This is a genomic window from Nakamurella flavida (genome assembly GCF_030811475.1).
Lineage (GTDB): Bacteria > Actinomycetota > Actinomycetes > Mycobacteriales > Nakamurellaceae > Nakamurella > Nakamurella flavida.
The window spans coordinates 2640370-2666835 of record NZ_JAUSQV010000001.1 but is presented as its reverse complement, the minus strand read 5'-3'; the positions used below and the strand labels follow the sequence as shown (position 1 = coordinate 2666835).

Here is a 26466-nt window from a genome sequence, read left to right as displayed (position 1 = left end):
CGGCCCGCCGCACCGGCGTCCGTCGCCGCTCGCACGGTGGGCCCGAGGAACCACCCCACCCGGCCCCGCCCGGCACCCGCTGAGTGGTCCGCTGACCCCGCCGGACCCGGGGGGCCCGACCCCTCACCCCGGCTTCACCGCGAACACTCCGCCACGGCATTCTCAGAGGCCCCAACTGCCGCGGCTCGGAGCCGTTGGGCAGTATGATGAAAGATGCTCAGCCCGGAAAGGGCCCTGAGATCCCCGTGGACGGCTCGCGCCGTCGGCCGGGGTGCGGGCCCGAGGGCAGCGATCGGTGCGCGGCGGGCGTCGGAGAATCGATCCCGCGGTGGATCGGTCGTGCGGGCGACCGAGCGTGTGACGAATGGAGACGGTGCAGTCCGTGGCGACGAAGAAGAACGAATACGGCGCGTCCTCGATCACCGTGCTGGAGGGGCTGGACGCCGTCCGCAAGCGCCCCGGCATGTACATCGGGTCGACCGGCGAACGCGGCCTGCACCACCTGGTGCAGGAGGTGGTCGACAACTCCGTCGACGAGGCGATGGCCGGGTACGCCGACCGGGTCGAGGTCACCCTGCGGGCCGACGGCGGGGTGTCGGTCAAGGACAACGGGCGCGGCATCCCCACCGACATGCACCCCAAGGAGAAGCGGCCCACCGTCGAGGTGGTGCTGACCATCCTGCACGCCGGCGGGAAGTTCGACTCGGACTCCTACGCGGTGTCCGGCGGCCTGCACGGTGTGGGCGTCTCGGTGGTCAACGCGCTGTCCACCCGCCTCGAGGTCGACATCGACCGGGACGGCAGCAGCTACCACCAGAACTACGTCAGGGCCAAGCCCGAGCCGCTGCAGAACCTCGGCGCCAGCACCAAGACCGGCACCACGGTCACCTTCTGGGCCGACCCCGAGATCTTCGAGACCACCACCTACAACGTCGAGACGGTGTCCCGGCGGCTGCAGGAGATGGCGTTCCTGAACAAGGGCCTGACCATCGTGCTGCGGGACGAGCGCCGTCCGGCCGCCCTGGAGGTCGAGGGCGCGGAGGGCGACCTGGCCGCCCCGGACGCCGACCGTGACCTCGCGCCCGCGCCGGACGCGGCCGACGAGTCGCCGACGCCCAAGGTCCTGGAGCGGGTCTTCCACTACCCCGGTGGGCTGGTCGACTACGTGCGGCACCTCAACCGCACCAAGGAACCCGCGCAGCCTTCGATCATCGGGTTCGAGGTGAAGGCCGAGACCATGGAGGTCGAGGTCGCGATGCAGTGGAACCAGACCTACACCGAGTCGATCCATTCCTTCGCCAACACCATCAACACCCACGAGGGCGGCACCCACGAGGAGGGCTTCCGCGCCGCGCTGACCTCCACGGTCAACCGCTACGCGAAGGAGAAGAAGCTCCTCAAGGACAAGGACGAATCCCTCGAGGGGTCCGACATCCGCGAGGGCCTCGCGGCGATCATCTCCATCCGGCTGCGCGAACCGCAGTTCGAGGGTCAGACGAAGGGCAAGCTCGGCAACACCGAGGCGAAGTCCTTCGTGCAGACCGCGGCCAATGAATGGCTCAAGGACTGGTTCGAGCGCAATCCCGCCGAGGCCAAGTCGATCATCTCCAAGGCGGTGTCCTCGGCGCAGGCCCGCGCCGCGGCCCGACGGGCCCGGGACCTGGTGCGCCGCAAGGGCGCGATGGACATCGGCGGCCTGCCCGGCAAGCTCGCGGACTGCCGGTCCACCGATCCGGCCAGGTCCGAGCTGTACATCGTCGAGGGCGATTCGGCGGGCGGCAGCGCGAAGTCCGGTCGGGATTCGATGTTCCAGGCGATCCTGCCCATCCGCGGCAAGATCATCAACGTGGAGAAGGCCCGCATCGACCGGGTGCTGAAGAACTCCGAGGTGCAGTCGCTGATCACCGCGCTGGGCACCGGTATCCACGACGACTTCGACCTGAGCAAGCTGCGCTATCACAAGATCGTGCTGATGGCCGATGCCGATGTGGACGGTCAGCACATCCGCACGCTGCTGCTGACGCTGCTGTTCCGGTTCATGCGCCCGCTGGTCGACGCCGGGCACGTCTACCTGGCCCAGCCGCCGCTGTACAAGATCAAGTGGACCCGGGGCGAGGCGGACTACGTCTACACCGACGGGGAGCGGGACGCCGTGCTGCGCGACGGCCAGGCCAACGGCCGCCGGCTGCCCAAGGACGACCCGATCCAGCGCTACAAGGGTCTGGGCGAGATGGACGCCAAGGAGCTGTGGGAGACGACCATGGACCCGTCCACCCGGCTGCTGCTCCAGGTGACCATGGACGACGCGGCCACCGCCGACGACCTGTTCTCGGTGTTGATGGGTGAGGACGTCGAGGCCCGGCGGTCCTTCATCACCCGAAATGCCAAGGATGTTCGTTTCCTCGACTTCTGAGTGCGCGATCGGGGCGGGTCGACCGCCCCGATCGTGCCGGACAGATCCTTTCGGGGACCGTCCGGCGGAATTCGCGTGACGGAATGGTGAACGTCGACCCCCGGTTGGCGCAGTTCATCACCGGACATCGGTCACCCGATCCACACGAGCTATCCACATGTGGACATCTGCATCACCCGAACGTGGCATGACGTGAAACGAAAGGCACCGTGACGTGACAGGACCCACCGGCACCGAACACGACCGCACAGAACCTGTCGACATCCAGCAGGAGATGCAGCGGTCGTTCATCGACTACGCGATGAGCGTGATCGTCTCCCGGGCCCTGCCCGACGTCCGGGACGGTCTCAAGCCGGTGCACCGCCGGGTGCTCTACGGCATGTACGACTCGGGTTTCCGGGCCGACCGTGGCCGGGTGAAGTCCTCCCGCGTCGTCGGCGACGTCATGGGTAGCTACCACCCGCACGGCGACACCTCGATCTACGACACCGTGGTCCGCATGGCCCAGCCGTGGTCGCTGCGCTATCCGCTGATCGACGGTCAGGGCAACTTCGGCTCACCGGGCAACGATCCGGCCGCGGCCATGCGGTACACCGAGTGCCGCATGTCCGCGCTGGCCATGCAGATGCTGGTGGGCATCGACCAGAACACGGTCGACATGATGCCCAACTACGACAACAAGACGACCGAGCCGACGGTGCTGCCCAGCCGCATCCCGAACCTGCTGGTCAACGGCACGTCCGGGATCGCGGTGGGCATGGCCACCAACATCCCGCCGCACAACCTGCGCGAGGTGGCCTCGGCCGTCGTCTGGTCGCTGGAGAACTTCGGCGCCTCGGCCGAGGAGCTGCTCGCCGCCTGCGTCGAGCGGATCAAGGGTCCGGACTTCCCGACCGGCGCACAGATCGTCGGCACCCAGGGCATCGCCGAGGCCTACCAGACCGGTCGCGGCTCCATCCGGATGCGCGCGGTGGTGAACACCGACGAGGACGCCCGGGGCCGGACCATCCTGGTCGTCACCGAGCTGCCGTACCAGGTCAACCCGGACAACCTGGTGACCTCGGTCGCCGATCTGCACCGCGAGGGCCGGATCGCCGGGGTCGCCGACATCGCCGACGAGTCCAGCGACCGCATCGGCATGCGCATCGTCATCACCCTCAAGCGCGACGCGGTGGCCAAGGTGGTGCTGGCCAACCTGTTCAAGCACACCCAGCTGCAGACCAGCTTCGGCGCCAACATGCTGGCCATCGTCGACGGTGTCCCGCGCACGCTGCGCCTGGACCAGATGATCAGCTACTACGTGGCGCACCAGATCGAGGTGATCGTCCGGCGGACCCAGTTCCTGCTCGACGAGGCCGAGCGGCGCGCCCACATCCTGCGCGGCCTGGTCAAGGCGCTGGACGCGCTCGACGAGGTCATCGCGTTGATCCGGGCATCGGAGAGCCCGGACGAGGCCCGGACCGGCCTCATCGAGCTGCTCGACGTCGACGACATCCAGGCGAACGCCATCCTGGAGATGCAGCTGCGCCGGCTGACCAGCCTGCAGCGCCAGCAGATCGTCGACGACCTGGCGCGGATCGAGAGCGAGATCGCGGACTACCGCGACATCCTGGACACCCCGGTCCGGCAGCGCGCCATCGTGCGCGACGAGCTGACCGAGGTCGTCGACAAGTGGGGTGACGACCGGCGGACGGCGATCGTGGCCTACGACGGCGACGTGTCCATGGAGGACCTCATCGCGGTCGAGGACGTGGTCGTCACCATCACCCGGACCGGATACGCCAAGCGCACCAAGACCGACCTGTACCGGGCCCAGCGGCGTGGCGGCAAGGGTGTGCAGGGTGCGGCGCTCAAGCAGGACGACATCGTCGCCCACTTCTTCGTCTGCTCCACGCACGACTGGATCCTGTTCTTCACCAACAAGGGTCGGGTCTACCGGGCCAAGGCCTACGAGCTGCCCGAGGCCAACAGGAACGCCCGTGGCCAACACGTGGCGAATCTGCTCGCCTTCCAGCCGGACGAGAAGATCGCCCAGGTCATCCAGATCCGCGACTACACCGTGTCGCCGTACCTGGTGCTGGCGACCAAGGGCGGTCTGGTCAAGAAGAGCGAGCTCAGCGCGTTCGACTCCAACCGGTCCGGCGGGATCGTCGCGGTCAACCTGCGCGAGGACGACGAGCTGGTCGGCGCCGTGCTCTGCTCCTCCGAGGACGATCTGCTGCTCATCTCCGCGGAGGGCCAGTCCATCCGGTTCCACGCCACCGACGAGGCGCTGCGGCCGATGGGTCGGGCCACGTCCGGTGTGCTGGGCATGCGGTTCAACTCCGGCGACGAGCTGCTGTCGCTCGAGGTCGCCCGGCCGGGGGCCTATGTCCTCGTGGCCACCGAGCGTGGGTACGCCAAGCGCACCGACATCGAGGAGTACCCGGTCCAGGGTCGCGGCGGCAAGGGCGTGCTGACCATCCAGTACGACCGGCGTCGTGGAAAGCTGGTCGGGGCGCTGATCGTCGATCTCGAGACCGAGGTGTACGCGATCACGTCCTCGGGCGGGGTCATCCGGACCTCGGCCCGGGAGGTCCGCAAGGCCAAGCGCCAGACGATGGGGGTGCGGTTGATGAACCTCTCCGACGGCGACACCCTCGTCGCGATCGCCCGCAACGCCGACGCCTCGGCCGACGCGGTGGTCGAGGCGGCCGTGGCCACCGGTGCCCCGGCCCTGTCCGACGGCACCGCGGCCTCGTCCGCGGATCCGACGTCCGCCCGGCCGGCCGAGCAGGACGCACCCGACCAGGTGGAGGATGCAGACGTGACCACAGGGGACGACGCGTGACGACCTCCACCAATGCGACCTCGACCGGGTCCGCCGACAAGGGCGGGCGCGGTTCGGGGTCGTCGGGCAACGGCCGCAACGGCGGTCAGGACAGCCCGCCGCGGCGGGCGAAGCCGACCCGCCGCCCCCCGCGGCTGGCCTCGCTCCAGCTCAAGCGGGTCGATCCGTGGACGGTCCTGAAGATCTCGCTGATCGTCTCGGTGGTGATGTTCTTCGTCTGGATGATCGCGGTCGGTATCCTCTACCTCTCGCTGGGGTCGATGGATGTCTGGTCCCGCATCAACCAGACCTTCAACACGCTGACCAGTGCGGACGCGGCGGCCGGCGGCTCGGGTGATCTGGTCTCGGCCGCCCGGGTGTTCAGCATCACCGCGGTGATCGGCGCCATCAACATCGTGCTGTTCACCGCCCTGGCCACCGTCGCCGCCTTCGTCTACAACGCGGCGGCGGCGATGTCCGGTGGGGTCGAGCTGACCCTGGGCGAGCGGGACTGACCCGGGGCTGCCCTACCGCCGGCGCGGTGCTGTCGGATGCCACCGGGTCCCGGGCGACACGGTGATCTGACCCACCAGCGCCGGAGCCGGGCCGTCGTGTAGACCGGAACGATGCGCACAGTTCCGGGTTCCACCGACTCCGTCGTCATCGTCGGGGCAGGTCTGGGCGGCTTGTCCGCCGCTCTCCGTCTGTCCGGGGCGGGCCGCAAGGTCACCGTGGTGGAGAAGGCGCCGATCCCCGGTGGACGGGCCGGTCGACTGTCCCTCGGCGGCTACCACTTCGACACCGGCCCCACCGTGCTCACCATGCCCGAGCTCATCGACGACGCGCTGGCCTGCGTCGGGGAGACACTGAGCGACCGGCTCGAGCTGGTCCGGGTCGACCCCGCGTACCGCGCCAACTTCGCCGACGGCAGCAGCATCGACGTGCACACCGATCTCGAGGCGATGACCGAGCAGATCGCCACCACCTGTTCCCCGGCCGACGCCGACGGCTACCGGCGGTTCGTGGACTACCTGCGCAAGCTGTACGAGCTGGAGATGCCCACCTTCATCGACCGGAACATCGACGGGGTCGCCGGGCTCATCGGCCCGGACGCGGTGCGGCTGCTCATGATGGGCGGGCTGTCCAAGCTCACCACCCAGGTCGACAAATACCTGACCGACGAGCGACTGCGGCGCATCTTCTCCTTCCAGGCCATGTACGCGGGGCTGGCCCCGCAGGAGGCGCTGTCGATCTACGCCGTCATCTCCTACATGGACTGCGTGGCCGGGGTGTACTTCCCCAAGGGCGGCATGCACGCGGTGCCGCAGGCGATGGCCGCCGCCGCCGCCGACCACGGGGTGGAGTTCCGGTACAGCACCGAGGTCGCGCACATCCCGGTCAGCGCCGGCCGCGCCACCGGCGTGGTGACCGCCGACGGCGAGTTCATCGCGGCCGACGCCGTCGTGGTCAACGCGGACCTGCCGATGGCCTACCGGCACCTGCTGGATCCGCAGTACACCCCGCCGCGGGTGAAGACCCTGCAGTACTCCCCGTCCTGCGTCCTGCTGCACGCCGGCTCCACGAAGTCCTACGACCACCTGGTCCACCACACCATCGACTTCGGTGCGGCGTGGGAGGGGACGTTCGACGAGATCATCCACCAGGGCAATCTGATGAGCGATCCGTCGTTCATGATCAGCAACCCGACCGCCACCGACCCGGACCTGGCCCAGGACGGCAAGCAGACGTACTACGCGCTGTTCCCCTGCCCGAACACGGTGAGCGGCCGGGCCATCGACTGGTCGGCGGCCGGCCCCGCGTACCGGGACCGGATGATCGCCGCCGTCGAGGATCGCCTGATGCCCGGATTCGGCGACTCCATCGAGGTGGAGGCGCTGGTGACCCCGGCCGACTGGCAGGCCCAGGGGATGGCTGCCGGCGCCCCGTTCTCGGCCAGCCACAGCGTTCCCCAGACGGGCCCGTTCCGGATGCCGACCCTGGACCGCAACGTGGAGAACCTGCTGTTCTGCGGGGCCAACACCCAGCCGGGCGTCGGGGTGCCGATGGTGCTGCTGTCCGGGCGGTTGGCCGCGGAACGGATCACCGGGCCCACCCGATGACCGGGCTCCGGATCCCCCGCGGGAGACGCGGATGAGCGTCCAGGCCGAGCTCACCGCCGCCGGCATCCACGACCCCGACCTGCGGGGCGACTACCGGCACTGCCGTCGCCTCGCCGCCGAGCACGGGCGCACCTACTTCCTGGCCACCCGGTTCCTGCCCGCGGGTGACCGACCGGCGGTGCACGCCCTCTACGGGTTCGCCCGCACGGCGGACGACATCGTGGACGATCCGCGACCGGAGATCGACGTGGCCAGCCGGACGGCCGGGCTCGCCGACCTGGCCGGCCAGTTCGAGGCGGGGGCCGCGGAGATCGCCGCCGGTCGGGATCTGCCCATCGGGTTGGAGCCCAGCGTCCGCAGCGCGCTGCACACCGCCGACCGGTACGACCTGGACCCGGCGTGGTTCGACGCGTTCCTGGAGTCCATGCGGATGGACCTCACCATCACCGAGTACGCCACCCACGCCGATCTGGACACCTACGTGTACGGCAGCGCGGCGGTGATCGGCCTGATGACCCTGCCGATCATGGGTGCGGTCGGTCCCGTCGAGGAGGCTGCGCCCTACGCGGCCGATCTCGGGGTGGCCTTCCAGATCACCAACTTCATCCGCGACGTCGGCGAGGACGTCGGGCTCGGCCGCATCTACCTGCCGCAGGACTCACTAGCCGCGCACGGGGTGGATCGGGAACGGTTGCTGCACGCGGCATCCATCGGCCGCGCCGACGCCCCCATCCGGGCGCTGCTGGCCGCGGAGATCGACCGCACCCGGGGCATCTACCGTCGGGCCGAACCGGGGATCGCGTTGCTGTCCCCGGCCGCACGGGCCTGCGTCCAGGTGGCCTACCGGCTCTACGGCGACATCCTCACCGCCATCGAGGACGCCGACTACGAGGTCTTCGGCGAGCGGGTGCGGGTCACCCGGCGGCACCGTGCCCGGGTCGCCGCGTCCGGTCTGGCCACCGGGGTGGCCGGAGCGGCCCGGGCCCGCCTGGCCGGCTCCCGCCGCGCCGGCTGACCCGTCAGTCCGGGGTCCGGCGCAGCAGCACGGGTCCGTTCGGCGTCAGCGTGAGCACACCCTTGGGGTGGATCTCCTCGGTGACCCGGTCCAGCCGGGAACCGGCGAAGGCGGTGACGGCGGACCGCAGCATGAGGGTGGCCAGGCCGGCGCCCAGGCAGGTGCGTTCCCCGGCCGAGAAGGGGATGTATCCCCAGGCCGGGCGGGGCTGGTCGAAGCGTTCCGGGCGGAAGCTCGTCGGGTCGGGCCACAGCTCGGCGCTGCGGTGGGTCAGGTACGGGCTGTAGAGCACCAGTCGCCCGGCCGGGATGGCGTGGCCGGCGAACTCGGTGTCCTGGGCAGCGACGCGGCTGCCGATCCATCCCGACGGGTACATGCGGAGGGTCTCGTCGACCACCGCGGCGGCCCGGTCGGGGGTGTTGAGCTCGGGGCGGGCGGCCAGTTCCCAGAGGGCGAAAGCGAGGGTGTGTGCGGTGGTGTCGTAGGCGGCGGCGATGGCCACGCGCATCTCCTGCACACCGTCCGGGAGGGTGGCGAACAGTTCGGCCAGGGTGCCCGGTTCCGGGTCGGCCAGGATCCGCTTCAGGTGGTGCTGCATGCGCCGCACCTTGATCGGCCGGCGCAGCAGCGGTCCCGGCAGCGGCGTGTCCAGCGGGGCCAGGAAGCTCCGCATCACCGTGTCGGGGAACCGCGAGCCGACGAAGGCGGCTGTCAGCATGCGGCGGATCAGGTCCGAGGAGAAGGTGGAGGCGTCGAAGTCGCCGGTGGGTCGGTGGCGTTCGGCGAGGCCGGCGAACACCTCGGCGTACCGGGCGGTGACCTCGCGACGGTGGAACGTCGGGTTCATCGCGGCCCGGCGGGCGCGGTGCGCGGGGGCGTCGGTGGCCACGATCCCGGCGGACAGGTAGGGCGAGAGCTGGCTCAGGCTGCCCTTGCTGCGGAAGCCGGCCATGTCACCCAGCACGAAGCGGTTCCAGTCCGGGCCGTACCCGACGATCGCCTTGCGCCACAGCTGCAGCCCGAACACCGGACCGAGGGCGGCGCCTTCCTCCAGCAGGCCCAGCGAGTCGAACGTCCACCGGGACAGGTGGCCCACGGGGGGCTTGCCGAGTGGTTCGGGGAGTGCGGTCAGGGTCGAGCGTTCCGTCATCCGTACGTCCGTCCCTTCCAGGTCTGCCGGCGGCGCAGGGAGCGCCCGACGACGGGGGCGGCGGCCACCGGGGAGGCGGCGACACCGAGGGCGGCGGCCCAGTCGCGGCCGCCGGTCTTGCCCTCCACCACCAGGCGTTCGACGATGCCGAGGGCGGTGACCCACCGCCAGCGGCGGGAGGTCGGCGCCAGTGCCGGGGCGGCGGTGTAGACGAGCAGGTGCCACAGCCAGCCGACGGTCACCGCGACGCGGCTGCCCGCGGCGGTCGGCACGAGGCCCCGGCCCATCCCGTCGATCACCTCACGGTAGCTGCCGTACATCCGCACCCCGGCCAGTTCCCCGCCCAGGGCCAGGCCCAGCTGCAAACCCTTGCGCCGGGTCAGCCGGGCGATGGCCACGTCCTCGACGATCTTCGTGCGGACGGCGGCGAACCCGCCGACGGTGTCGTAGGCCGACCGGCGGAAGGCCAGCAGCGCGCCGTGCGCGGTGGCCGCGGCCGGGGCCGGGGCCCGGAGCAGCGGGAACGGCAGGAAGCACAGCACCACGTCCGGGATGAGCGGCATGATCAGCCGCTCGCTCCAGGTGCGGACGAGCTGGCGCGGGAACACCGACAGCACGTCGGCGTCCTGCCGGTCCATCTCGTCGACCAGCGCGGCCAGCGCCCCGGGCGCGAGCTGGACGTCGGCGTCGACGAAGACCAGCAGCCGCGCGTCGGAGCGCATCGCCAATTGCTGGCAGGCCCAGGTCTTCCCGGTCCACCCCTCGGGCCGGGCGACGCCGTCCACGACCCGGACCCGGCGGGCCAGGGCCGGCGGCAGATCGGCGAGCACCCGCCGCAGCATGTCCCCGGTGCCGTCGGTGGACCGGTCGTCCAGGAACAGGATCTTCCCGGCGCCGGAGTCCAACAGCCCGGTGAGGGTGGCGCCGATGCGATGGGCCTCGTTGCGGACCGGGACCAGCAGCGCCACGTCGGACATGTCCGGGCGCTCCCAGGGCCGGGCCAGCGTCGGGAAGGTGAGCACGTTGACGAACAGGTTGGTCAGCTTCAGGCCGAGGAAGCCCAGGGCGCCCACGGCGACCGTCTCGGACAGGCGACGGGCGCGCGCCCTGTCCGGGGCGGCGCGCAGGACGTTCTCGTTCCGGGACACCGCCCCATCTAACCCGGCCCGGCTGTTGCCGCAGGTCGAGCGCGCCGCCCCGGGAAGCCGATCAGGCGACCTGGACGGTCACGGTCGCCTCCGCCGGGGCGAACAGGGTCGGGTCGTCGGGGACGAACCGGACGGTGAGCTCGTGGGACCCCGCCGTCAGGTCGGACGGCAGGACGAACGTGTCGGTGGCGATCGTGCCGGGGGCGAAGACCGGGTGGCGGTCCAGTTCGTCGTCCCCGTCGAGCAGGACGGCCTGGCCGCGGAACTGGGTGGCCGGCCTGGTGACCAGCCGCACCATCACCGACAGCGGATCCTGCGCGGTGCTCGGGTCGGCGCTGTCCGGTCTGATGGTCGCCGTGCCCGGGGCCGGGCCACCCGGGGGTGCCGTCGAGGAGGGGGCCGGAACCGTCGGGGATGAGGGTGACGCCGCCGAGGTGGTCACCGGGGTCGTGGAAGGTCCGGTGGTGGGTGTTCCGGCTGTGGGTGTTCCGGTGGGGGACGTTGCGGTGGTGGGGGCGGACACCGGGGTGTTCGGGGCAGGAGCGGGGTCGACCGGCGTGGGGGAGGTGGATGCGGCCGGGCCGGGCACGACGGGCAGGGTTCGGGTGGAGACGGCGTAGCCGGTGACGTAACCCGGGTGTGCCGCCGAGACCTGCACGGTCAGCACCCCGCCCGCATCCGCCGGGCGGACCTGGTAGCTCGCCGCGTTCGCCCCGGGAACGGCCTGGTCGTTCAGTCGCCACTGGTAGCCGTAGGTCCAGCCGTCGCCGGCGACGTTCCACGTCCCGGTGTCGGTGGAGATGCGTTGACCCACGGTCGGTGCGGTGGACTGCGTCCCGGTGTCGACGACCGGGATCCGCCCGCCGGTGATCTCCGGCGCGCCGCGGGTGGTGCAGGTCCAGTCGGGGGTGAGTTCGGACGTGGGGACGAAGTTGTCGACCCGTTCGCGGGTCAGGTTGCCGGAACCGACGACGTCGATGCTGGCCGTCTGGCCGTACGTCCACGCGTACGCGGTGCCCTTCTCGAACGTCCACACCCCGGGAACGGGGAGCTGGATGTCGCGGTAGAAGACCCAGGCCTTCCGGTGGGGACCGACGGAGAGCTTGCGGGATTCGGTCTCCTTGGTCGATTCGGCCACCGAGCCACCCCATTCCTTGGTGTACTCCGCGCTCACCTTGAGGACCTTGCCGAGCAGGCCGTCCAACCCCGCCGAGCCCTTGAAGGCGTCCTTCCAGTTGGTGGTGTTCGTACTCGATCGTTCGGTGGAGAGGGTGAACTCCTGGGCGGTGTCGGAGTTGTTGGTCAGCGGGAACGCCCCGGTGGCGGTGCGGGCGCACTGTTCCCGGACCACCGGGCTGGGCGTCGGCGCTGTCCGGTCGACGGCGAAGTCGCACCGACCGGTGTCGGTCTGCGCGGTGTCGAAACAGGTGGAGAACGCGTGCCGGACGGCGAGGTCGGTGAACAGCCGTTGCTGGTCGCCCTGGGCGGTGAAGACCTGCCATTCCTCCGCGGCGGCGTCCGGTGACACACACGTCTGCGGGGCGGTGGCCCACCCGAAATCGTCCTGCAGGGTGAGGCATTCCCCGGCGGCGGAGAGGATCTGGAACCGGCTGCCGTCGCCGACCGGGCGGAGGGACCAGAGGTTCTCCTTGTCCGTCCAGCTGCAGTCGGACTCCAGCCGGGTCGCCGACCACCCGAAGGCCAGGCAGCGACCGGTGCGGTACGCCTCCCGGATCATCACGTACGGGCTGGTGCTGTTGGTGTCGATGCGCCACGCGAACTGCTTGGCGACGGCGGGGTCGGCCATGTACGAGGGACGGCGGCCGGCGACCATGTAGTCCAGCACCATGTGCTTGGTGGCCAGGTAGCTCGGGCTCGGGTTGTCGAAGCGCAGGGTGACGCAGTTCAGCGAGGTGTTCGCGCACGGCAGGGTCACCCCGTCGGCCGTGGGCAGGGTCGGCGCTGTCGCCACGGGGGCGGCGGCCGGGGCAGCCGCGGCCCGGTCGGGAGCGGCGCCCGCGGGGGTGACCGGGACGGCCAGTGCGGCGAGGACCACCGCGATCAGGCCGGCTCGGGCCCGGAACCGCCGGGGGTCGCGTCGCGTCATGGTCGTCCTCGGGGTCGGGAGGTCGGGGGAGGGGCGGTGTCCGTTCACGGCATGTGCACCGTGGTGCTCGCGGGTGCGCCCACGCCGGCGCCGTCGACCGCGACGACCGAGACCGTCACGTCGGTGCCGGCGGGCAGGTCGGGGATGGTCGCGGAGGGCGTGGTCACCTCGAACGCGGGTCCGGCACCGGTCTCCGGCGCGTCCGGGTCGGATCCGCCGAGGGAGGCGTGCAGATCCGCCCAGGCCGCCTCCGTGGGCGCCCTGGTCACCTCGATGCGGTAGGTCACCGGGGGTCCGTCGGTGGTCCGCGCCGGATCCCAGCTCACCTCCACCGTCCCGGGCCCGGTGGGTGTCACGACGAGGTTCCGGACGGCGGCGGCGGTGGGCTGCAGCGTCAGCAGGGTGTTGACCCCGTCGGTGACGGCGACGGTGCCGTCCGCACCGACGGTGAGCCCGCTGATGTCGCCGAAGCCGTCACTACCGGTCCAGGTGCGTCCGCCGTCCGCCGATCGGAAGAGTGCGCCGGAACCGGGGTCGGCCACCAGGACCTCGCCACCGGGGCCGGCGGCAACCGCGGTCGGCGATGTCCAACCGGCGGCAGCCGCCGGGATGTTCTCCCAGGTGGCCGCGCCGGCCCGGAGGACGGACAGGCTGCCGTCACCGCTGTTCAGCACCAGCAGCGCGCCGTCGGGGGCGGCGGCGATGTCGACGGGGGAGGCGAAGGACCCCGTCGCCCGGTCGGTGACGGTCCAGGTGGTGCCCCCGTCGGCGCTGATCGACGCGGTGTCCGCGTCGGCGTCGACGACGGCCAGCGCGCCGTCGGGAGTGATGGCGACGGCGGACGGGGTCCGACCCTCGGTGGCCGGCGCGAGCTCGGTCCAGGTCGCCGCGTCGTCCCGGCTGACCACGAGTCGCCCGGTGGCCGCGTTCAGCACCGCGACGAGGCGACCAGGACCGACGGCGACGTCGACCGGCTGGTCCAGGGGGACGCCCGCGCCGGCGCCGAGGAGATCCCAGCTGTCCATCCCCTCCCGCAGGCGGATCAGGCGGGAGTCGGGGCCCTGTCCGGTGACGACGTACAGCTCGCGGTCGTCGGCGGTCACGGCCAGGGCGGCGGGAGAGTCCAGGGAGTCGGTCCCGTCGATGACGCGGTAGCCCGACAGGGACCCGGTGAAGCTGTCGGAGACCAGGGTGACCGGGGTGTCCCCGTCGGTGACGGTGAGGACGGCGGGGGCGGCGTCCGGAGCGGGCGCGGGCGCGGTCTGCGTGGTCGGCGGGTCGTCGGCCTGGGCCGATGCGGACGAGGTGGATGTCGACGGTGCGGTGACGGACACCGCATCGGTCGCCGGGCCGGAGGTGCACCCGGTGAGGACGAGGCTCAGCACGGGCAGGAGGAGCCAGCGGTGGTGCCCGAGGGACCGGCGAGGGCGGACGGACCGTCGACGGACCGCGGCGGACGTCACGGGGGACGGGGAGGACGGGGAGGACGGGGAGGACGGGGACACGGACGGCCTCTCGGACCGAGGGGGGCGCGGACCACCGCCACCTCTGTGACTCTCAGTATTTGATGAGCGCAGAGAGTAGTCAACACACGAGTGGGCGACGCACGAGATCACCATCGGTGAGACCCGTCGCTGGTCCGGTCCTCCGGTCGATGTGTCGATACTGATCCGGACCACCGACCGACGGTGGGCACCAGGCAGGGAGACCGCACGTGGCGACTGCGCACAGGGACCGGCACCAGCAGACCGTGCCGGTGTCCGACCGGCTCGGTGTCTGGCTGATGATGGCGCTCACCCTGGTCACCGGGATCGTCGACGCGGTGGGCTATCTGGCGCTGGACCGGGTGTTCACCGGGAACATGACGGGCAACATCGTCATCCTCGGCATGGCGGTCGCCGGGGCCGACGACCTGCCCATCCTCGGGCCGGCGATCGCGCTGGGCACCTTCACCGTCGGCGCGTTCCTGGCCGGCCTGTTCCTGCGCCGGCGACCCACCGGCTGGACGACGGCGGTGACCGCGGAACTGGTGCTGGGCGCGGTGCTGCTGGGCGCGGTCGCGGTCCTGCTCGCGGTGGCCGGGCCGGACCGACCGCTCGCCGTCTCGATCGTGGCGTCGTCGGTCACCGCGCTGGTGATGGGCGGGCAGGCCGCGACGGCGCGCAAGATCGCGGTGAAGGACATGACGACGGTCGTGGTGACCTCCACCCTGGCGTCGTTCGCCGGGGAGTCCCTCGTCGCGGGCGGCCGCGGCGCCGTGATCAACCGGCGCTTCTTCGCGATCCTGGTCATCTTCCTGGGTGCGGTGATCGGCGCCGCGCTGCTCGTCATCCACCCGGGGGTCGCCACCGCGCTGGCCGCCGTCCTCAGCCTGGCCGTGGCCGCCGTCGGGCACCTGCGGCTGCGGTCCGCCTGAGCCGAGCCCCGGTCGGTCCGGGCCCAGGTGCGCGTCAGCGCACGCGGGAGGGCTTGGGCCCCTTCATCCGGGCGTAGACGAGCGTGCCGAGCAGCCCGATCCCGCTGACGATCAGCAGGATGGCCGAGACGGTGTTGAGGAACGGGATCTTCAGCCCGGCCACCCCGGCGATGCCGGCGGCGAGCAGCAGCAGGGCGCAGACCAGGGCGAAGGCGGCGCGGCCCTTGCTGCGGGACACCTCGTCGATGCCCTGCTGGGCCTTGTCCTTCGCGTAGTCCAACGGCTTCTTGGCCCAGTCGAACCGGGTGGCCAGGACGGCGAGCCCGGCCGCGATGAGCACGAAACCCGGACCGGGCAGCACGAGCAGCGCGACGCCGGCGACCAGGAGGATGGCGCCGAGCACGGCGATGACGGTGGTCTTCATGGTGGTCCGTTCGTGATCCCGGGGCGGGCGGCTGCGGGAATGCCCGCCCGGCGAGGGTACCGGCGGCCCCTGCGGTGGCCTCGATCACCGGTGCCACCGCAGTTCCGGTGCGTTCAGCTCCGGGCGCCGATCCCGTCCACGGCCTTCGCGACGGCGGGCGCGCGGCGGACGGCGGGCAGGGCCAGTGCGGTGACGATCGCGACCGCGGCGACGATCGCGCACACCCAGAAGCCCCGGGTGAACGCTCCGTCGGCGGGCACTCCCTGCGGCCCGGCCCCGGAGGTGAGCACGGCGGCGATCACCGCGGTGCCGATGCTGCTGCCGATGGTCCGGGCGATGGTGTTGACGCCACTGGCCTCCCCGGTCTGCGCGGCCGGCACGCTCTCGATGATCGCGTTCGACATGGCCGCGAACGCGAAGCCGATGCCGGCGCCGACGAGCACGCCGGAGGCCACGACCTGCCCGAGGGAGCCGTGTCCGAGGGCGGGGACGACGAACCCGGCCGTCACCAGCGTGGTGCCGATGAGCATGGGGACCTTGGGCCCGAAGCGGCGGTCGAGCAGCCCGGCCACCGGGCCGAAGACGACCATCATGGCCACGGTGGGCAGCAGGAACAGGCCCGCCTCGGAGACCGACCGGCCGAACCCGAAGCCGGTCTCCACCGGCAGCTGGAGCAGCTGCGGCACCAGCAGGAACGTCCCGAACATCGCGAAGCCGAGGATCATCGCGACCAGATCGGTGGACCAGACCCCGCGGATCCGCATCAGCGACAGGTCGACGAGCGGCTCGGCCACCCGCCGCTCCACCGCGACGAAGACGATCAGCGCCACGACGCCGACGACCAGGAGGCCGAGGGTCTTCCCGTCGGCCCATCCCCAGCCCTGTCCCTTGCTGATCGCCAGCAGCAACGAGACCAGCGCCACGGACAGGATGCCCGCGCCCAGGACGTCGAGTCGGCCGGGGTTGCGCACCGGTGATTCCGGCATGCCAAAGATCGCGCCGAGCAGGGCGATGACGACGAGCACCAGCGGGAACCAGAACAGCCAGTGCCAGGACAGGTTCTCCACGATGGGGCCGGCGGCGACGATCCCGACGCCGGCACCGACGCCGAAGATGGCGGACAGCAGACCGACGGTCACCCCGACCTTCTCCCGGGGGAGCTGGTCGCGGACGATGCCGATGGACAGCGGCAGGATCGCGCCCGCCGCGCCCTGCAGGACCCGGGCGACGATCAGGACGCCGAGGCTGGTGGCGAGCGCCGCGAGGAGGGTGCCGACGGCCCAGCACCGCCAGCACTCCGATGAGCACCTTCCGCTTCCCCAGCATGTCGCCGAGTCGGCCCAGCACCGGGGTGAGCACGGAGGCCGAGAGCAGGTAGGCCGTGATGACCCAGCTGACGTCGGCGGTGGACGCCTGCAGGTCCCGCGCCAGGGTGGACAGGGCCGGGGCCACCAGGGACTGCAGGACGGCGAAGGCCAGGCCACCGAGCGAGAGGTAGGTGACCAGCAGACCGGTGCGGGGCGCGGTCCCGGCCGATACCGGTTCGGGGGTCGGGCCGGCGGTCCGGACGGAGGTCGGCATGGCTGTTCCTTCACGGGTCGGGCTCAGGTGGTGCTGCGGTCAACACTTGTTGACTTGGTGAGTCTGCCTGCCCGCGAGCGGAAGTCAACGGTTGTTTACGTCACACCCACGCACCGATACCCTGGCGGGGTGAACGGACACGGCGACGAGGCTCCAGCGGCGGGACCGGGCGGCATCGGCCCGGCGGACCCCCGCCCCACCGAGCCCGAGGCGGGCACCCCGCGGCGCCGGGACGCCGCCGGCACCCGCCGACTCCTGCTGGCCGCGGCCCGCCGGAGATTCGCTGCGGACGGCTACCGGTCGACCACCGTGCGGGATATCAGCGAGGAGGCGGGCGTCAACGTGGCCCTCATCGCCCGCTACTTCGGATCGAAGGAGGGACTGTTCGAGGCCTGTCTGACCGGGGTCGCCGACGACCTCGGCAACTCCGTTCCGCCCGACACGACCCTGGCGCAGGTCCCTGCCCTGCTGGCCGCCCGCGTGGGTGGGTCGCGCGGCGCACCGGCGTCCACCCAGCTGGTGCTGCTGTTGCGCACCTCGGGGGACGAGCGCGCGGAGGAGATCCGCCGGGACATCCTGCTGACGTTCGCCCGGCGGCTGGCCGGCATCGCCGGCTGGCGGCCCCCCGCCGATCCGACTCCCGCCGATCCGACATCCACCGACCCGACACCCCCCGGCAGTCCGACCGGCGGTGCGTCGATCGGCGGTGTCGCCACCGGTGATGCGCCCGGGACTCCGCAGGATGCCGACCGCCTGCTGCTCCGGGCCCAGATCGTGCTGTCGGCGACGTTCGGTCTGTCCCTCCTCCGGGCGACCACCCGGCTCGAACCGCTGGCCTCGGCGGGGCCGGCGGAGTTGGCGGAACCATTCGCCGATCTGATCTCCGCGCTGCTCGGTGCCCCGGGGCCCGATCCGGACGAAGCGCCCAGGAGCGCGTGACCGAAAGGCCGGACCGAAAGGGTGTGCGGAACGGCGCCACCATTCACCCAGGGCGGTCCGCTCTCGTGTCGGATCCCGGAAGTCGGCTCAGAGCAACGACTTCGGCGGCTCCGCGCCGTCGGTGGCAGCGAGTCGCCACCGCCACTGATGCCCCCGCGCAGCAGCACCGTCGGAGCTCGGATTGTCGAGGTGATCGTTCACACCGACCCGGTACGTGATGCACACAGAAATAACCGAAAAGGATTGCGGTCGCCCTGGGGTGGTCCTACGTTCACTTCGAGTGACGTAACCCCCAAAGGAGTGGAACGTGCATCGATCCTTCGCAACGCCCAGGAGCCGACGCCGGCGCCTGTCCACCGCCGTGCTCGCCGCCGCGGTCCTGGCCGGGCCGATCATCCTCGCCCCGTCCGCGGCCGCCGCCCCCAATTCTGCCACGCCCTACCCCGTGTTCGCCGGGTCGGACGATCCGGTGCCGGCCCTGCCGGCCGGCCATGACACCCGCGCGATGATGCAGTCCATCTTCGACGCGGACGTGGCCGCCGGCGCCGGAGTGACCACCGGGAAGGACTTCTGGATCGACCAGATGCTCGCCCGCACCGGGACCCAGGGTGACGCCGACCCGGCCAACTCCGACAACAATCAGTGGTTGTTCAGCCGGGGCCGCACCCTGTTCATGAAGAGCCACGACCCGGCGCAGCTCGGCTTCGCCGGCGACGTGGCCTACATCGAGTCGATCAACGGCCGTTCCGCGTACACGATCACCGTGTCGGCCGGCGGGCAGCAGGTGCAGCTTCGGGAGGACACCGCCGCGCGCAAGCAGACCCCGAGCTACTGGCAGTCCACCTTCACCGGGTCGGGCCTGCGGGTGGTCCAGACGAAGTACATGACCGACGCCAACGTGGCCGTCACCGCCCTGACGCTGACCAACACCGGCGGCACCGCCCAGGACGTCACGCTGACCGCGGCCTCGCCCTACGCCACCCGCGCCGACGGTGACGAGCTGGTCGGTCGGGTGGACGCGTTCAACAAGCTGACCACCATCACCCCCCGGATGTCCGGTGACGGTTTCGCCCCGGCCGACGGCACCCTGGTGCACACCGCGTCGGTGGCCGCCGGCGGCACCCTGACCACCAAGGTGCAGGAGGGCTTCCTCACCGCCGACATCACCGAGTCGGGTCCGGAGTACGCGGCCTACCGCGCCGCCTCCGTGCAGGACGCCTTCACCACCCACGTCACCGACTACAACCGGTGGTGGGCGCAGAACGTGCCCTACATCGACATCCCCGACAAGAACATCGAGAAGACCCTGTACTACCGCTGGTGGCTGATGCGGTTCAACTTCCTGGACGCCAACATCGCCGGCAACGACTACCAGTTCCCGACCGCGGTCGAGGGCGTGCTGGGGTACAACAACGCCATCGTGCTGACCTCGGGCATGTTCATCGACGACCTGAAGTACCTGCGCGACCCGTCCTACGCGTACGGCACCTGGGTCTCGGCGGGCGAGGTGGCCAAGAGCGGGAAGTACACCGACAACCCGGGCGACCCGGCGAACTGGTCCAACAGCTACACCCAGTACATCACCGAGGCGGCCTGGAAGTCCTACCAGCTGCACGGGGGACCGGCGCCGATCGCGGCCAGCCTGGGCACCTACGGCGAGAACGACGTCAAGGGCCTGCTCAAGGATTTCGACGCCAACGGCAACAAGCTGATCGAGTACAACTGGGGCGCCCTGACGGGCAACGACGCCGACGCGGTGTCGTTCGACTGGCGCAAGGGCGCCTCCATGGACCGCACCGAGAGCGCCTACCTCTACTCCAACGCGCTGGGGGCCGCGCAGGCCTACCGCGCCGCCGGCGACGAGGCCAAGGCCGGGGAGATGGAGCAGCTGGCGGCCTCCGTGCAGAAAGCCGTGCTCGACAACCTGTGGAACCCCGAGAGCAAGCTCCTCGAGCACCGGATCGCCGGTGGGGACAAGGCTTTCGTGCCCTGGAAGGAGACCAACAACTACTACCCGTTCTCCGTGGGGCTGATGCCCAAGCCGGACGGGACCCCGGAGAACGACCAGTACCTCGAGGCCCTGCGACTGTGGGCCGACTCCGACGAGTACCCGATCTTCCCGTTCTTCACCGCCAACCAGAAGGACAAGGCCGAGGCCGCCGCGCAGGGCGATGTCGGCAGCAACAACTTCTCGATCATCAACTCGACGGTCACCTTCCGGTTCCTGTCCTCCGTGCTGCGGAACTACCCCAACCAGTACATCGATGCCGAGACCTACAAGAAGCTGCTGTACTGGAACGCCTGGGCGCAGTACCAGAGCGGGGACAACCGCTACCCCGACCAGAACGAGTTCTGGGCCAACGGGAGTGCCGACCCGCAGAAGGTCGGCTACCGCTCCTGGATCCACCACACGATCCTGGGCGCCACCAACTTCACCGTCATCGAGGACGTCGCCGGTCTGCGCACCCGTGACGACGCCAAGCTGGAGCTCTCCCCGATCGACATCGGGTGGGACCACTTCACGGTGAACAACCTGCGCTACCGCGACAAGGACCTCAGCATCGTCTGGGACAAGCCCGGCGACGGCCAGAAGTACTACGGGGACGATGTTCCCGAGGGCTACTCGATCTACCTGGACGGCGCGCTCGCCCTGACCGTCGACTCCCTCCGACACGTCGTGTTCGACCCGGCCACCGGTGACGTGCAGCTGCCGGCCGGCGGCGCCGTCACCGGCAAGGGTGCGGCCACGGCCGTGCAGGCGATGAGCCAGGTCCGGTTCGACGAGGACAGCCGCGTGGTGGACATCTTCGCCAAGGCGGGCAAGGACATCACCCCGGCGGACGGCGACCCGGTCGACCTGGCGCAGGGCGCGACCGCGACGGCGACCTTCTCCGCCCCGAACCGTGGGCCCGGGAACGCCGTCGACGGCACCACCATCAACGAGCCGTTCTGGGGCACCGCCGGTTCGCCGAACGCCCAGGACAGCCTGGAGATCGATCTGGGCAGCCCGAGGACGTTCGACGACATCCGGGTGCACTTCTACCGCAGTTCCACCACCGGGACCGTGGCCGGTTACGCCACCCCGTCCCTGTACCAGCTCGAGTACCAGGACGGTGCGACGTGGAAGGCCGTTCCCGGTCAGCTGCGGACGCCGACGGTGCCGCGGGCCAACCTGAACGAGGCCGCCTTCGCCCCGGTGACGGCCGGCCGGATCCGCGTCACGGTGCAGCACGCCCCGGGTGCGCGGACGGCGATCAAGGAGGTGGTGGTCTCCTCGACCGGCCAGGACGTGCAGGCGCCGGGCAACCAGGCCCCGGTCGTCGACGCCGTGGCCTCCGACCCCCGGCCCGACGGGTCGCTCGCGTTGACCGGGACGGTCCAGGACGACGCGCTGCCCACGGGCACGCTCAGCTCCACCTGGTCGGTCGTCTCCGCCCCGGAGGGTGGGTCCGCACTGTTCGCCGACCCGGCCGCGGCCTCCACCTCGGTCAAGTTCACTGCCGAGGGTGAGTACGTCCTGCGCCTGACCGCCACCGACGGCGCGCTCACCACCAGCCGGGACATCACCGTCACCGGTGCGGTGGCCGGTGCCGCCGGGGTGAACGTGGCCCCGCTGGCCACCCCGACCGCCGAGTACACCGCGGGATGGAACAACGTCCGGGCCGTCAACGACGGCGAGGTGCTGAACACCGGTGGCCAGCAGAACCAGCTGTGGGGCACCTGGTCGGGCGCCCGCCCGGCCACCCGCTGGCTGCAGTACGACTGGACGTCGCCCGTGCGGGTCGCGTCCACCGAGGTCGCCTTCTGGCACGACTCCCCGGGCGGCACCGGTGACGGCGTGGCCGTCCCCGCCTCCTGGAAGCTGCAGTACCGCAACGCAGCCGGCGAATGGGCCGACGTGAGCAATGCCAGCGGCTACGGGATCGCCGACACCGGGTCCAACCGCACCTCGTTCGATCCGGTGACCACCACCGGCCTGCGGGCCGTGTTCACCGCGAACAGCAACGGCACCTCCAACTCGGCGATCGCCGTGTCGGAGTGGTCGGTGCGCACCGACGTGCCGGTCTCCACCGGGGCCGTGCACGTGCCCACCACCGTCGGTGTCGTGCCGACCCTGCCCGGCACCGTCGAGCAGGTCTACTCCGACGGGAGCCGCGTGCAGAGCGCGGTGACCTGGCCGACGATCACCGCCGAGCAGGTCGCCTCCCCCGGGACCTCCTTCACCGTCACGGGTGTCGTCGACGGTGGCGGCACGGCCACGGCCACGGTGTGGGTCCGGGTGACCGACGCGGTGCAGATCAACACCCTCGCGCCGGTCACGGTGACCACGGCGGTCGGGGTCGCCCCGTCGCTGCCGGGCACCGTCACCGGGGTCTACAACGACGGTTCGCAGGACAGCCGTCTCGCGGTCACCTGGGACGCCGTCCCGGCCTCGGCCTACGCCCAGGCCGGAACCTTCGAGGTGTCCGGTGCCGTCGCCGGAACGGACAAGCGGGCCACCGCGACGGTGACCGTCGCCGGCGGCGGCGGACAGCCGGTCGACACGACGAAGCCGGTGGTCTCGGTGTCGCCGTCGCCGGCCGAACCGTCGGGTGCCGACGGGTGGTGGACCGCTCCGGTGCAGGTGACCGTGGCGGCCGCCGACGACGTGGACGCCGCGCCGAAGGTGGAGATCGACAGCGGGTCGGGGTGGGTGGCCTACACGGAGCCGGTGACCGTGGGCGAGGGCACCAGCACGGTCCAGGCCCGCGCCACGGATGCGGCGGGGAACGTCTCCGACGTCGCGTCGGTGTCGGTGAAGGTGGACGCGACGGTGCCGACGGTGTCCGCGGCGGTCGACGGCCGCACGGTCACGCTGACCGGTGCGGACACCGGGTCGGGTGTGGCGTCGGTGGAGTACCGCTGGGGTGCCGGTGAATGGGCCGCGTACACCGGTCCCGTGACGGCGCAGGGTTCCGAGGCGGCGACGGTGTCGTTCCGGGCCACGGATGCGGCGGGGAACGTCTCGGCGGTGGGTACCGCGGAGGTGGCGGCGGTGGCCGTCACGGCAACGGTGGCGTTGCGGTCCAACGGTGTGCTGTCCGCAGCGGGCTGGTACGACCAGCCGGTGCTGGTCACCGTGACGACACCGGCCGGCACGAGCGGTGTGTCGGCGCAGTACCGGATCAACACGGGTTCGTGGAACACCTACCGCTCGCCCTTCACGGTGTCGACGAACGGTGACAACGCGGTGGCGACCCGGTTGATCCAGGACGGCGCCGTGGTGGCGGGTTCGGAGTCGGTGACCCAGGTCCGGGTGGACAACCGCGCCCCGGTTGCCATCGCCACCCGGAATCCCCAGTCCGGGACGGGCTCTCCCCGCAACCCCGTCGAGATGACCGTCACCGGAACGGATGCGGCCTCGGGGGTGGACCGGACGGAGTACCGGGTGGACGGTGGTGAGTGGGCCGCGGTGAGCGCTCCGGTGGTCTTCCACCAGGTCGGGACGTTCCTGGTGTCCTCCCGGGCGGTGGATCGGGCCGGGAACGTCTCGGCGGTGCGCTCCACCACGGTGGTGATCCGGGCGGATGTGCCGACGTCGGTGAAGGCGACGGCGACGCGGGTGGCTGCGGGTGGGTTCACCACGTTGGTGATCGCCGGGTTCGATCGGTGGGACAGCCTGGCGGTGGCCTCCGGGGAGCTCGCGTTGGGTCCGGTGTCCAGTGATGTGAACGGGGCTGCGCGCAAGACGGTGCAGATCCCGGCGGGGACGGCGAAGGGTGCGTTCCCGGTGACGGTGACCGGGACCGATGGCACCACGGCCACGGTCACCCTGACCATCACCGGCTGACCACCGCCGGTGGCAACACCGGCGCCAGGCACGACCACGGCGCGCACCGGATCCCCAGGACCGGTGCGCGCCGTGTCCCCGGCCCCGATCGGGGTCACGGCAGCCGTGGCCCCCACCGAACGACTGCGCCTCCTGTCCGGACCCCTGGGCCCGGTCCTCTCCAGCCCGTGGGCAGACCCGGGCAATTCCGTGCAGAGCAGCCCCCCGTGCAAAGGAGCACCCCGTGAATCCCCTCCCGATCCAGCCGACCCGCAGGGGTCCCTCGCTGTCCAGGCGCACCGCGCTGGCCGGGGGACTGGCCGCGGCGGCCGGTGCGGTGGCGTTCGGTTCCGCCGGTCCGGCTGCCGCCGCGTCCGTGCCGCGAACCGCCCACCCCACCGCATTCCCCGTCGCCCGTGCCGCCCGTGCTGCGATGCCGGTCACCGGAGCCGCTGCGTTGGTGCCCTTCCCGTTGTCGGCGGTCACGTTGGCGCCCAGCATCTTCACCGCCAACCGCGACCGGTTGCTGCGCTTCGCGCGGGACTACCCGGTGGATCGGATGCTGGTCAACTTCCGGGCCAACGCCGGTCTCGACACCCGGGGTGCCGCGCCGATCGGCAGCTGGGAGGAGCCCACCAGCCAGCTCCGCGGGCACTTCACCGGGCACTACCTCTCCATGCTGGCCCAGGCCGTGGCGAGCGGGGAGACGTCCCTGGCGGCCACCCTGACCACCGCTGTCGATGCCCTCGGCGAATGCCAGGACGCCCTCGCGGTGCAGGGCGGCTCCGCCGGCTATCTCGCCGCCTACCCGGAGACCCAGTTCGACCAGCTCGAGGTCTTCGTCCCCTATCCGACCATCTGGGCGCCCTGGTACACCTGCCACAAGATCATGGCCGGCCTGTTGGACGCCTACGACCTCACCGGGAACGCCCGGGCGCTGGGCATCGTCAGCGCGATGGGCCGCTGGGCGTTCACCCGCCTGTCCCGGACCACTGCCGCCCAACGGCAGCGGATGTGGCAGATGTACATCGCCGGCGAGTACGGCGGCATGAACGAGAGCCTGATGCGGCTGTACGAGATCACCGGCGACGCCGACTTCTCCACCGCGGCCGGATTCTTCGACACCGAGTACCTGCTGCAGGCGTGCGCGGCAAACCAGGACATCCTCGACGGCAAGCACGCCAACCAGCACATCCCGCAGTTCCTGGGCTACCTCAAGCGGTACGACGCCACCGGTCGGGCCCCGTACGTCGACGCGGTGCGGAACATGTGGGAGATGGTCGTTCCGCACCGGATGTACGCGCACGGCGGCACCGGGCAGGGCGAGATCTTCCGGGCACGGGACAGGATCGGCGCGTCCATCGTCAAGGACACCAATGCCGAGACCTGCGCCGCCTACAACATGCTCAAGGTGTCCCGCGAGCTGTTCCTGCGCGACCCGGACCCGAAATACATGGAGTACTACGAGCGCGCGCTGTTCAACCAGATCGCTGGGTCCCGGCGGGCGAGCGACAGCGGCGACGACCCGCTGGTCACCTACATGCTGCCGGTCGGGCCAGGCGTCCGGCGGGGATACGGCAACCTCGGGACCTGTTGCGGAGGTACCGGTCTGGAGAACCACACCAAGTACCAGGACTCGATCTTCTTCGCCGGTGCCGACGGCTCCACGCTGTACGTCAACCTGTATATCGGCTCCACCCTGACGTGGGCGGCCCGCTCGCTGACCGTCGCACTGAGCACCGAGCTGCCGACCGCCGGCACGAGCACGCTGACCGTCACCGGGTCAGGACCGCTGGATCTGCGGCTGCGCATCCCGGTCTGGGCGCAGGACGCCGAGGTCGCCGTGAACGGGACGGCCGTCCCGGGGCCAGTCACCCCGGGCAGCTACCTCTCGGTCTCCCGCGACTGGACGAGCGGGGACACAGTCGCGGTGACCCTGCCCATGCGCCTGCGGGTGGAGCGGGCGTTGGACGACCCGACCCTGCAGACCCTGGCCCACGGCCCCATCGCCCTGGTCGCCCGCAGCAGCCAGCCGAGTTTCCGGGCGGTGTCGCTGTTCTCGGCCCTGACCCTGTCCGGGTCGCTGGAGACCGCGCTGCGACCCACGGCCGACGCCGGCTTCTTCCGGTCCGCCGACGGCACGGTGTGGGCGCCGATGTACGTGGGCAGCGACGATCCGTACCACCTGTACTTCCGACGGTCCGAACCCATGGTGGTGTTCGCCGGCACCGACGCCGGGGTGGTCAACCCGGTCAGACCCGATCGGACCACCCTGCTGGACGACATCTGGGCCCGGGCCCCGTTCACCGACCGGCAGCAGTTCGTCCGCACCGTCACCGAGGTGTCGGCGACCTGGGCGGCCGAGGGACTGTTGTCCCGCCGCGACCGTCAGGCCGTCCTGCTCGGTGCCGCCCGGGCGCGGCTCTCGTGACCGGCCGCAGACAGGACGCGGGGCACACCCACTCCGCCGAACCCGCCGTGCCCTCTCCGTCCGGCCGATCCGCCGCCCGTCCCGGTCCGCGGCCAGGGGCCCGG

15 protein-coding genes and 1 pseudogene are annotated in these 26466 nt (G+C 71.2%); 9 read left to right on the top strand and 7 right to left on the bottom strand.

From position 1 onward, the window contains the following. Positions 1–382: 382 nt before the first annotated feature. From gyrB to J2S58_RS11820, 5 genes are all read left to right on the top strand, one after another. A complete protein-coding gene (gene gyrB, locus J2S58_RS11840) occupies positions 383–2413 on the top strand; it encodes a DNA topoisomerase (ATP-hydrolyzing) subunit B (protein ID WP_306828337.1) in 2031 nt (676 codons plus the stop codon). A 214-nt stretch (positions 2414–2627) separates the two neighbouring features. Continuing rightward, positions 2628–5243, top strand: coding sequence for a DNA gyrase subunit A (gene gyrA, locus J2S58_RS11835; RefSeq protein WP_205256918.1), 2616 nt, complete (start codon positions 2628–2630; stop codon positions 5241–5243). Then, on the top strand, positions 5240–5737 hold the full coding sequence (locus tag J2S58_RS11830; RefSeq protein WP_306828334.1) for a DUF3566 domain-containing protein: 498 nt from the start codon (positions 5240–5242) through the stop codon (positions 5735–5737). Before gyrA ends, J2S58_RS11830 begins: the two co-directional genes overlap by 4 nt. Positions 5738–5848: 111 nt before the next feature. Then, on the top strand, positions 5849–7342 hold the full coding sequence (crtI, locus tag J2S58_RS11825) for a phytoene desaturase family protein (protein WP_205256919.1): 1494 nt from the start codon (positions 5849–5851) through the stop codon (positions 7340–7342). A gap of 31 nt (positions 7343–7373) precedes the next feature. Continuing rightward, positions 7374–8357: a phytoene/squalene synthase family protein gene (locus J2S58_RS11820; protein ID WP_205256920.1), complete on the top strand. Its 984-nt coding sequence runs from the start codon at positions 7374–7376 to the stop codon at positions 8355–8357. A gap of 4 nt (positions 8358–8361) precedes the next feature. Here J2S58_RS11820 and J2S58_RS11815 read toward each other — a convergent pair whose 3' ends face one another. The 4 genes from J2S58_RS11815 to J2S58_RS11800 form a co-directional block, all read right to left on the bottom strand. Next, positions 8362–9507 (bottom strand): cytochrome P450, encoded by a 1146-nt coding sequence (locus J2S58_RS11815; RefSeq protein WP_205256921.1) that lies wholly within the window; start codon positions 9505–9507, stop codon positions 8362–8364. Further along, positions 9504–10655: a glycosyltransferase family 2 protein gene (locus tag J2S58_RS11810; RefSeq protein WP_205256922.1), complete on the bottom strand. Its 1152-nt coding sequence runs from the start codon at positions 10653–10655 to the stop codon at positions 9504–9506. The genes J2S58_RS11815 and J2S58_RS11810 overlap by 4 nt, the downstream gene beginning before the upstream one ends. Before the next feature lie 61 nt (positions 10656–10716). Further along, on the bottom strand, positions 10717–12762 hold the full coding sequence (locus J2S58_RS11805; RefSeq protein WP_205256923.1) for a hypothetical protein: 2046 nt from the start codon (positions 12760–12762) through the stop codon (positions 10717–10719). A 44-nt stretch (positions 12763–12806) separates the two neighbouring features. Continuing rightward, positions 12807–14147 carry a fibronectin type III domain-containing protein gene (locus J2S58_RS11800; RefSeq protein ID WP_205256924.1) on the bottom strand — a complete coding sequence of 447 codons (1341 nt, stop codon included), beginning with the start codon at positions 14145–14147 and terminating at the stop codon, positions 12807–12809. 329 nt (positions 14148–14476) lie between these two features. Between J2S58_RS11800 and J2S58_RS11795 the strand changes: the two genes are divergently transcribed. Next, positions 14477–15178, top strand: a complete 702-nt coding sequence (locus J2S58_RS11795; RefSeq protein ID WP_306828328.1) for a YoaK family protein — start codon at positions 14477–14479, stop codon at positions 15176–15178. A gap of 34 nt (positions 15179–15212) precedes the next feature. On the opposite strand, the gene J2S58_RS11790 is transcribed toward J2S58_RS11795, so the two are convergent. The 3 genes and pseudogenes from J2S58_RS11790 to J2S58_RS19210 form a co-directional block, all read right to left on the bottom strand. Continuing rightward, the gene (locus J2S58_RS11790; protein WP_205256925.1) at positions 15213–15602 is read right to left on the bottom strand and encodes a PGPGW domain-containing protein; all 390 of its coding nucleotides are present in this window, start codon (positions 15600–15602) and stop codon (positions 15213–15215) included. Positions 15603–15715: 113 nt separating this feature from the next. After that, positions 15716–16834: an MFS transporter gene (locus J2S58_RS11785; protein WP_370881868.1), complete on the bottom strand. Its 1119-nt coding sequence runs from the start codon at positions 16832–16834 to the stop codon at positions 15716–15718. Between the two features lie 112 nt (positions 16835–16946). Next, positions 16947–17183, bottom strand: a pseudogene (locus tag J2S58_RS19210) (MFS transporter); the annotation flags it as partial. Between the two features lie 129 nt (positions 17184–17312). Here J2S58_RS19210 and J2S58_RS11780 point away from each other — a divergent pair. The 3 genes from J2S58_RS11780 to J2S58_RS11770 all read left to right on the top strand — a co-directional run bounded on the left by J2S58_RS11780 (position 17313) and on the right by J2S58_RS11770 (position 26362). Continuing rightward, positions 17313–18122, top strand: a complete 810-nt coding sequence (locus tag J2S58_RS11780) for a TetR family transcriptional regulator (RefSeq protein WP_205256927.1) — start codon at positions 17313–17315, stop codon at positions 18120–18122. Positions 18123–18429: 307 nt separating this feature from the next. Beyond that, entirely contained in the window at positions 18430–23952 is a 5523-nt protein-coding gene (locus J2S58_RS11775) for an OmpL47-type beta-barrel domain-containing protein (RefSeq protein WP_205256928.1), read from the top strand. Between the two features lie 223 nt (positions 23953–24175). Further along, positions 24176–26362, top strand: a complete 2187-nt coding sequence (locus J2S58_RS11770) for a beta-L-arabinofuranosidase domain-containing protein (RefSeq protein ID WP_205256929.1) — start codon at positions 24176–24178, stop codon at positions 26360–26362. Positions 26363–26466: the final 104 nt, after the last annotated feature.

What these genes read in the sequence shown, in the direction of transcription:
- crtI (WP_205256919.1), top strand. Translation starts at nt 5,849, where the DNA reads ATGCGCACAGTTCCGGGTTCCACCGACTCCGTCGTCATCGTCGGGGCA.
- J2S58_RS11805 (WP_205256923.1), bottom strand. Translation starts at nt 12,762, where the DNA reads ATGACGCGACGCGACCCCCGGCGGTTCCGGGCCCGAGCCGGCCTGATC.
- J2S58_RS11820 (WP_205256920.1), top strand. Translation starts at nt 7,374, where the DNA reads ATGAGCGTCCAGGCCGAGCTCACCGCCGCCGGCATCCACGACCCCGAC.
- J2S58_RS11790 (WP_205256925.1), bottom strand. Translation starts at nt 15,602, where the DNA reads ATGAAGACCACCGTCATCGCCGTGCTCGGCGCCATCCTCCTGGTCGCC.
- J2S58_RS11815 (WP_205256921.1), bottom strand. Translation starts at nt 9,507, where the DNA reads ATGACGGAACGCTCGACCCTGACCGCACTCCCCGAACCACTCGGCAAG.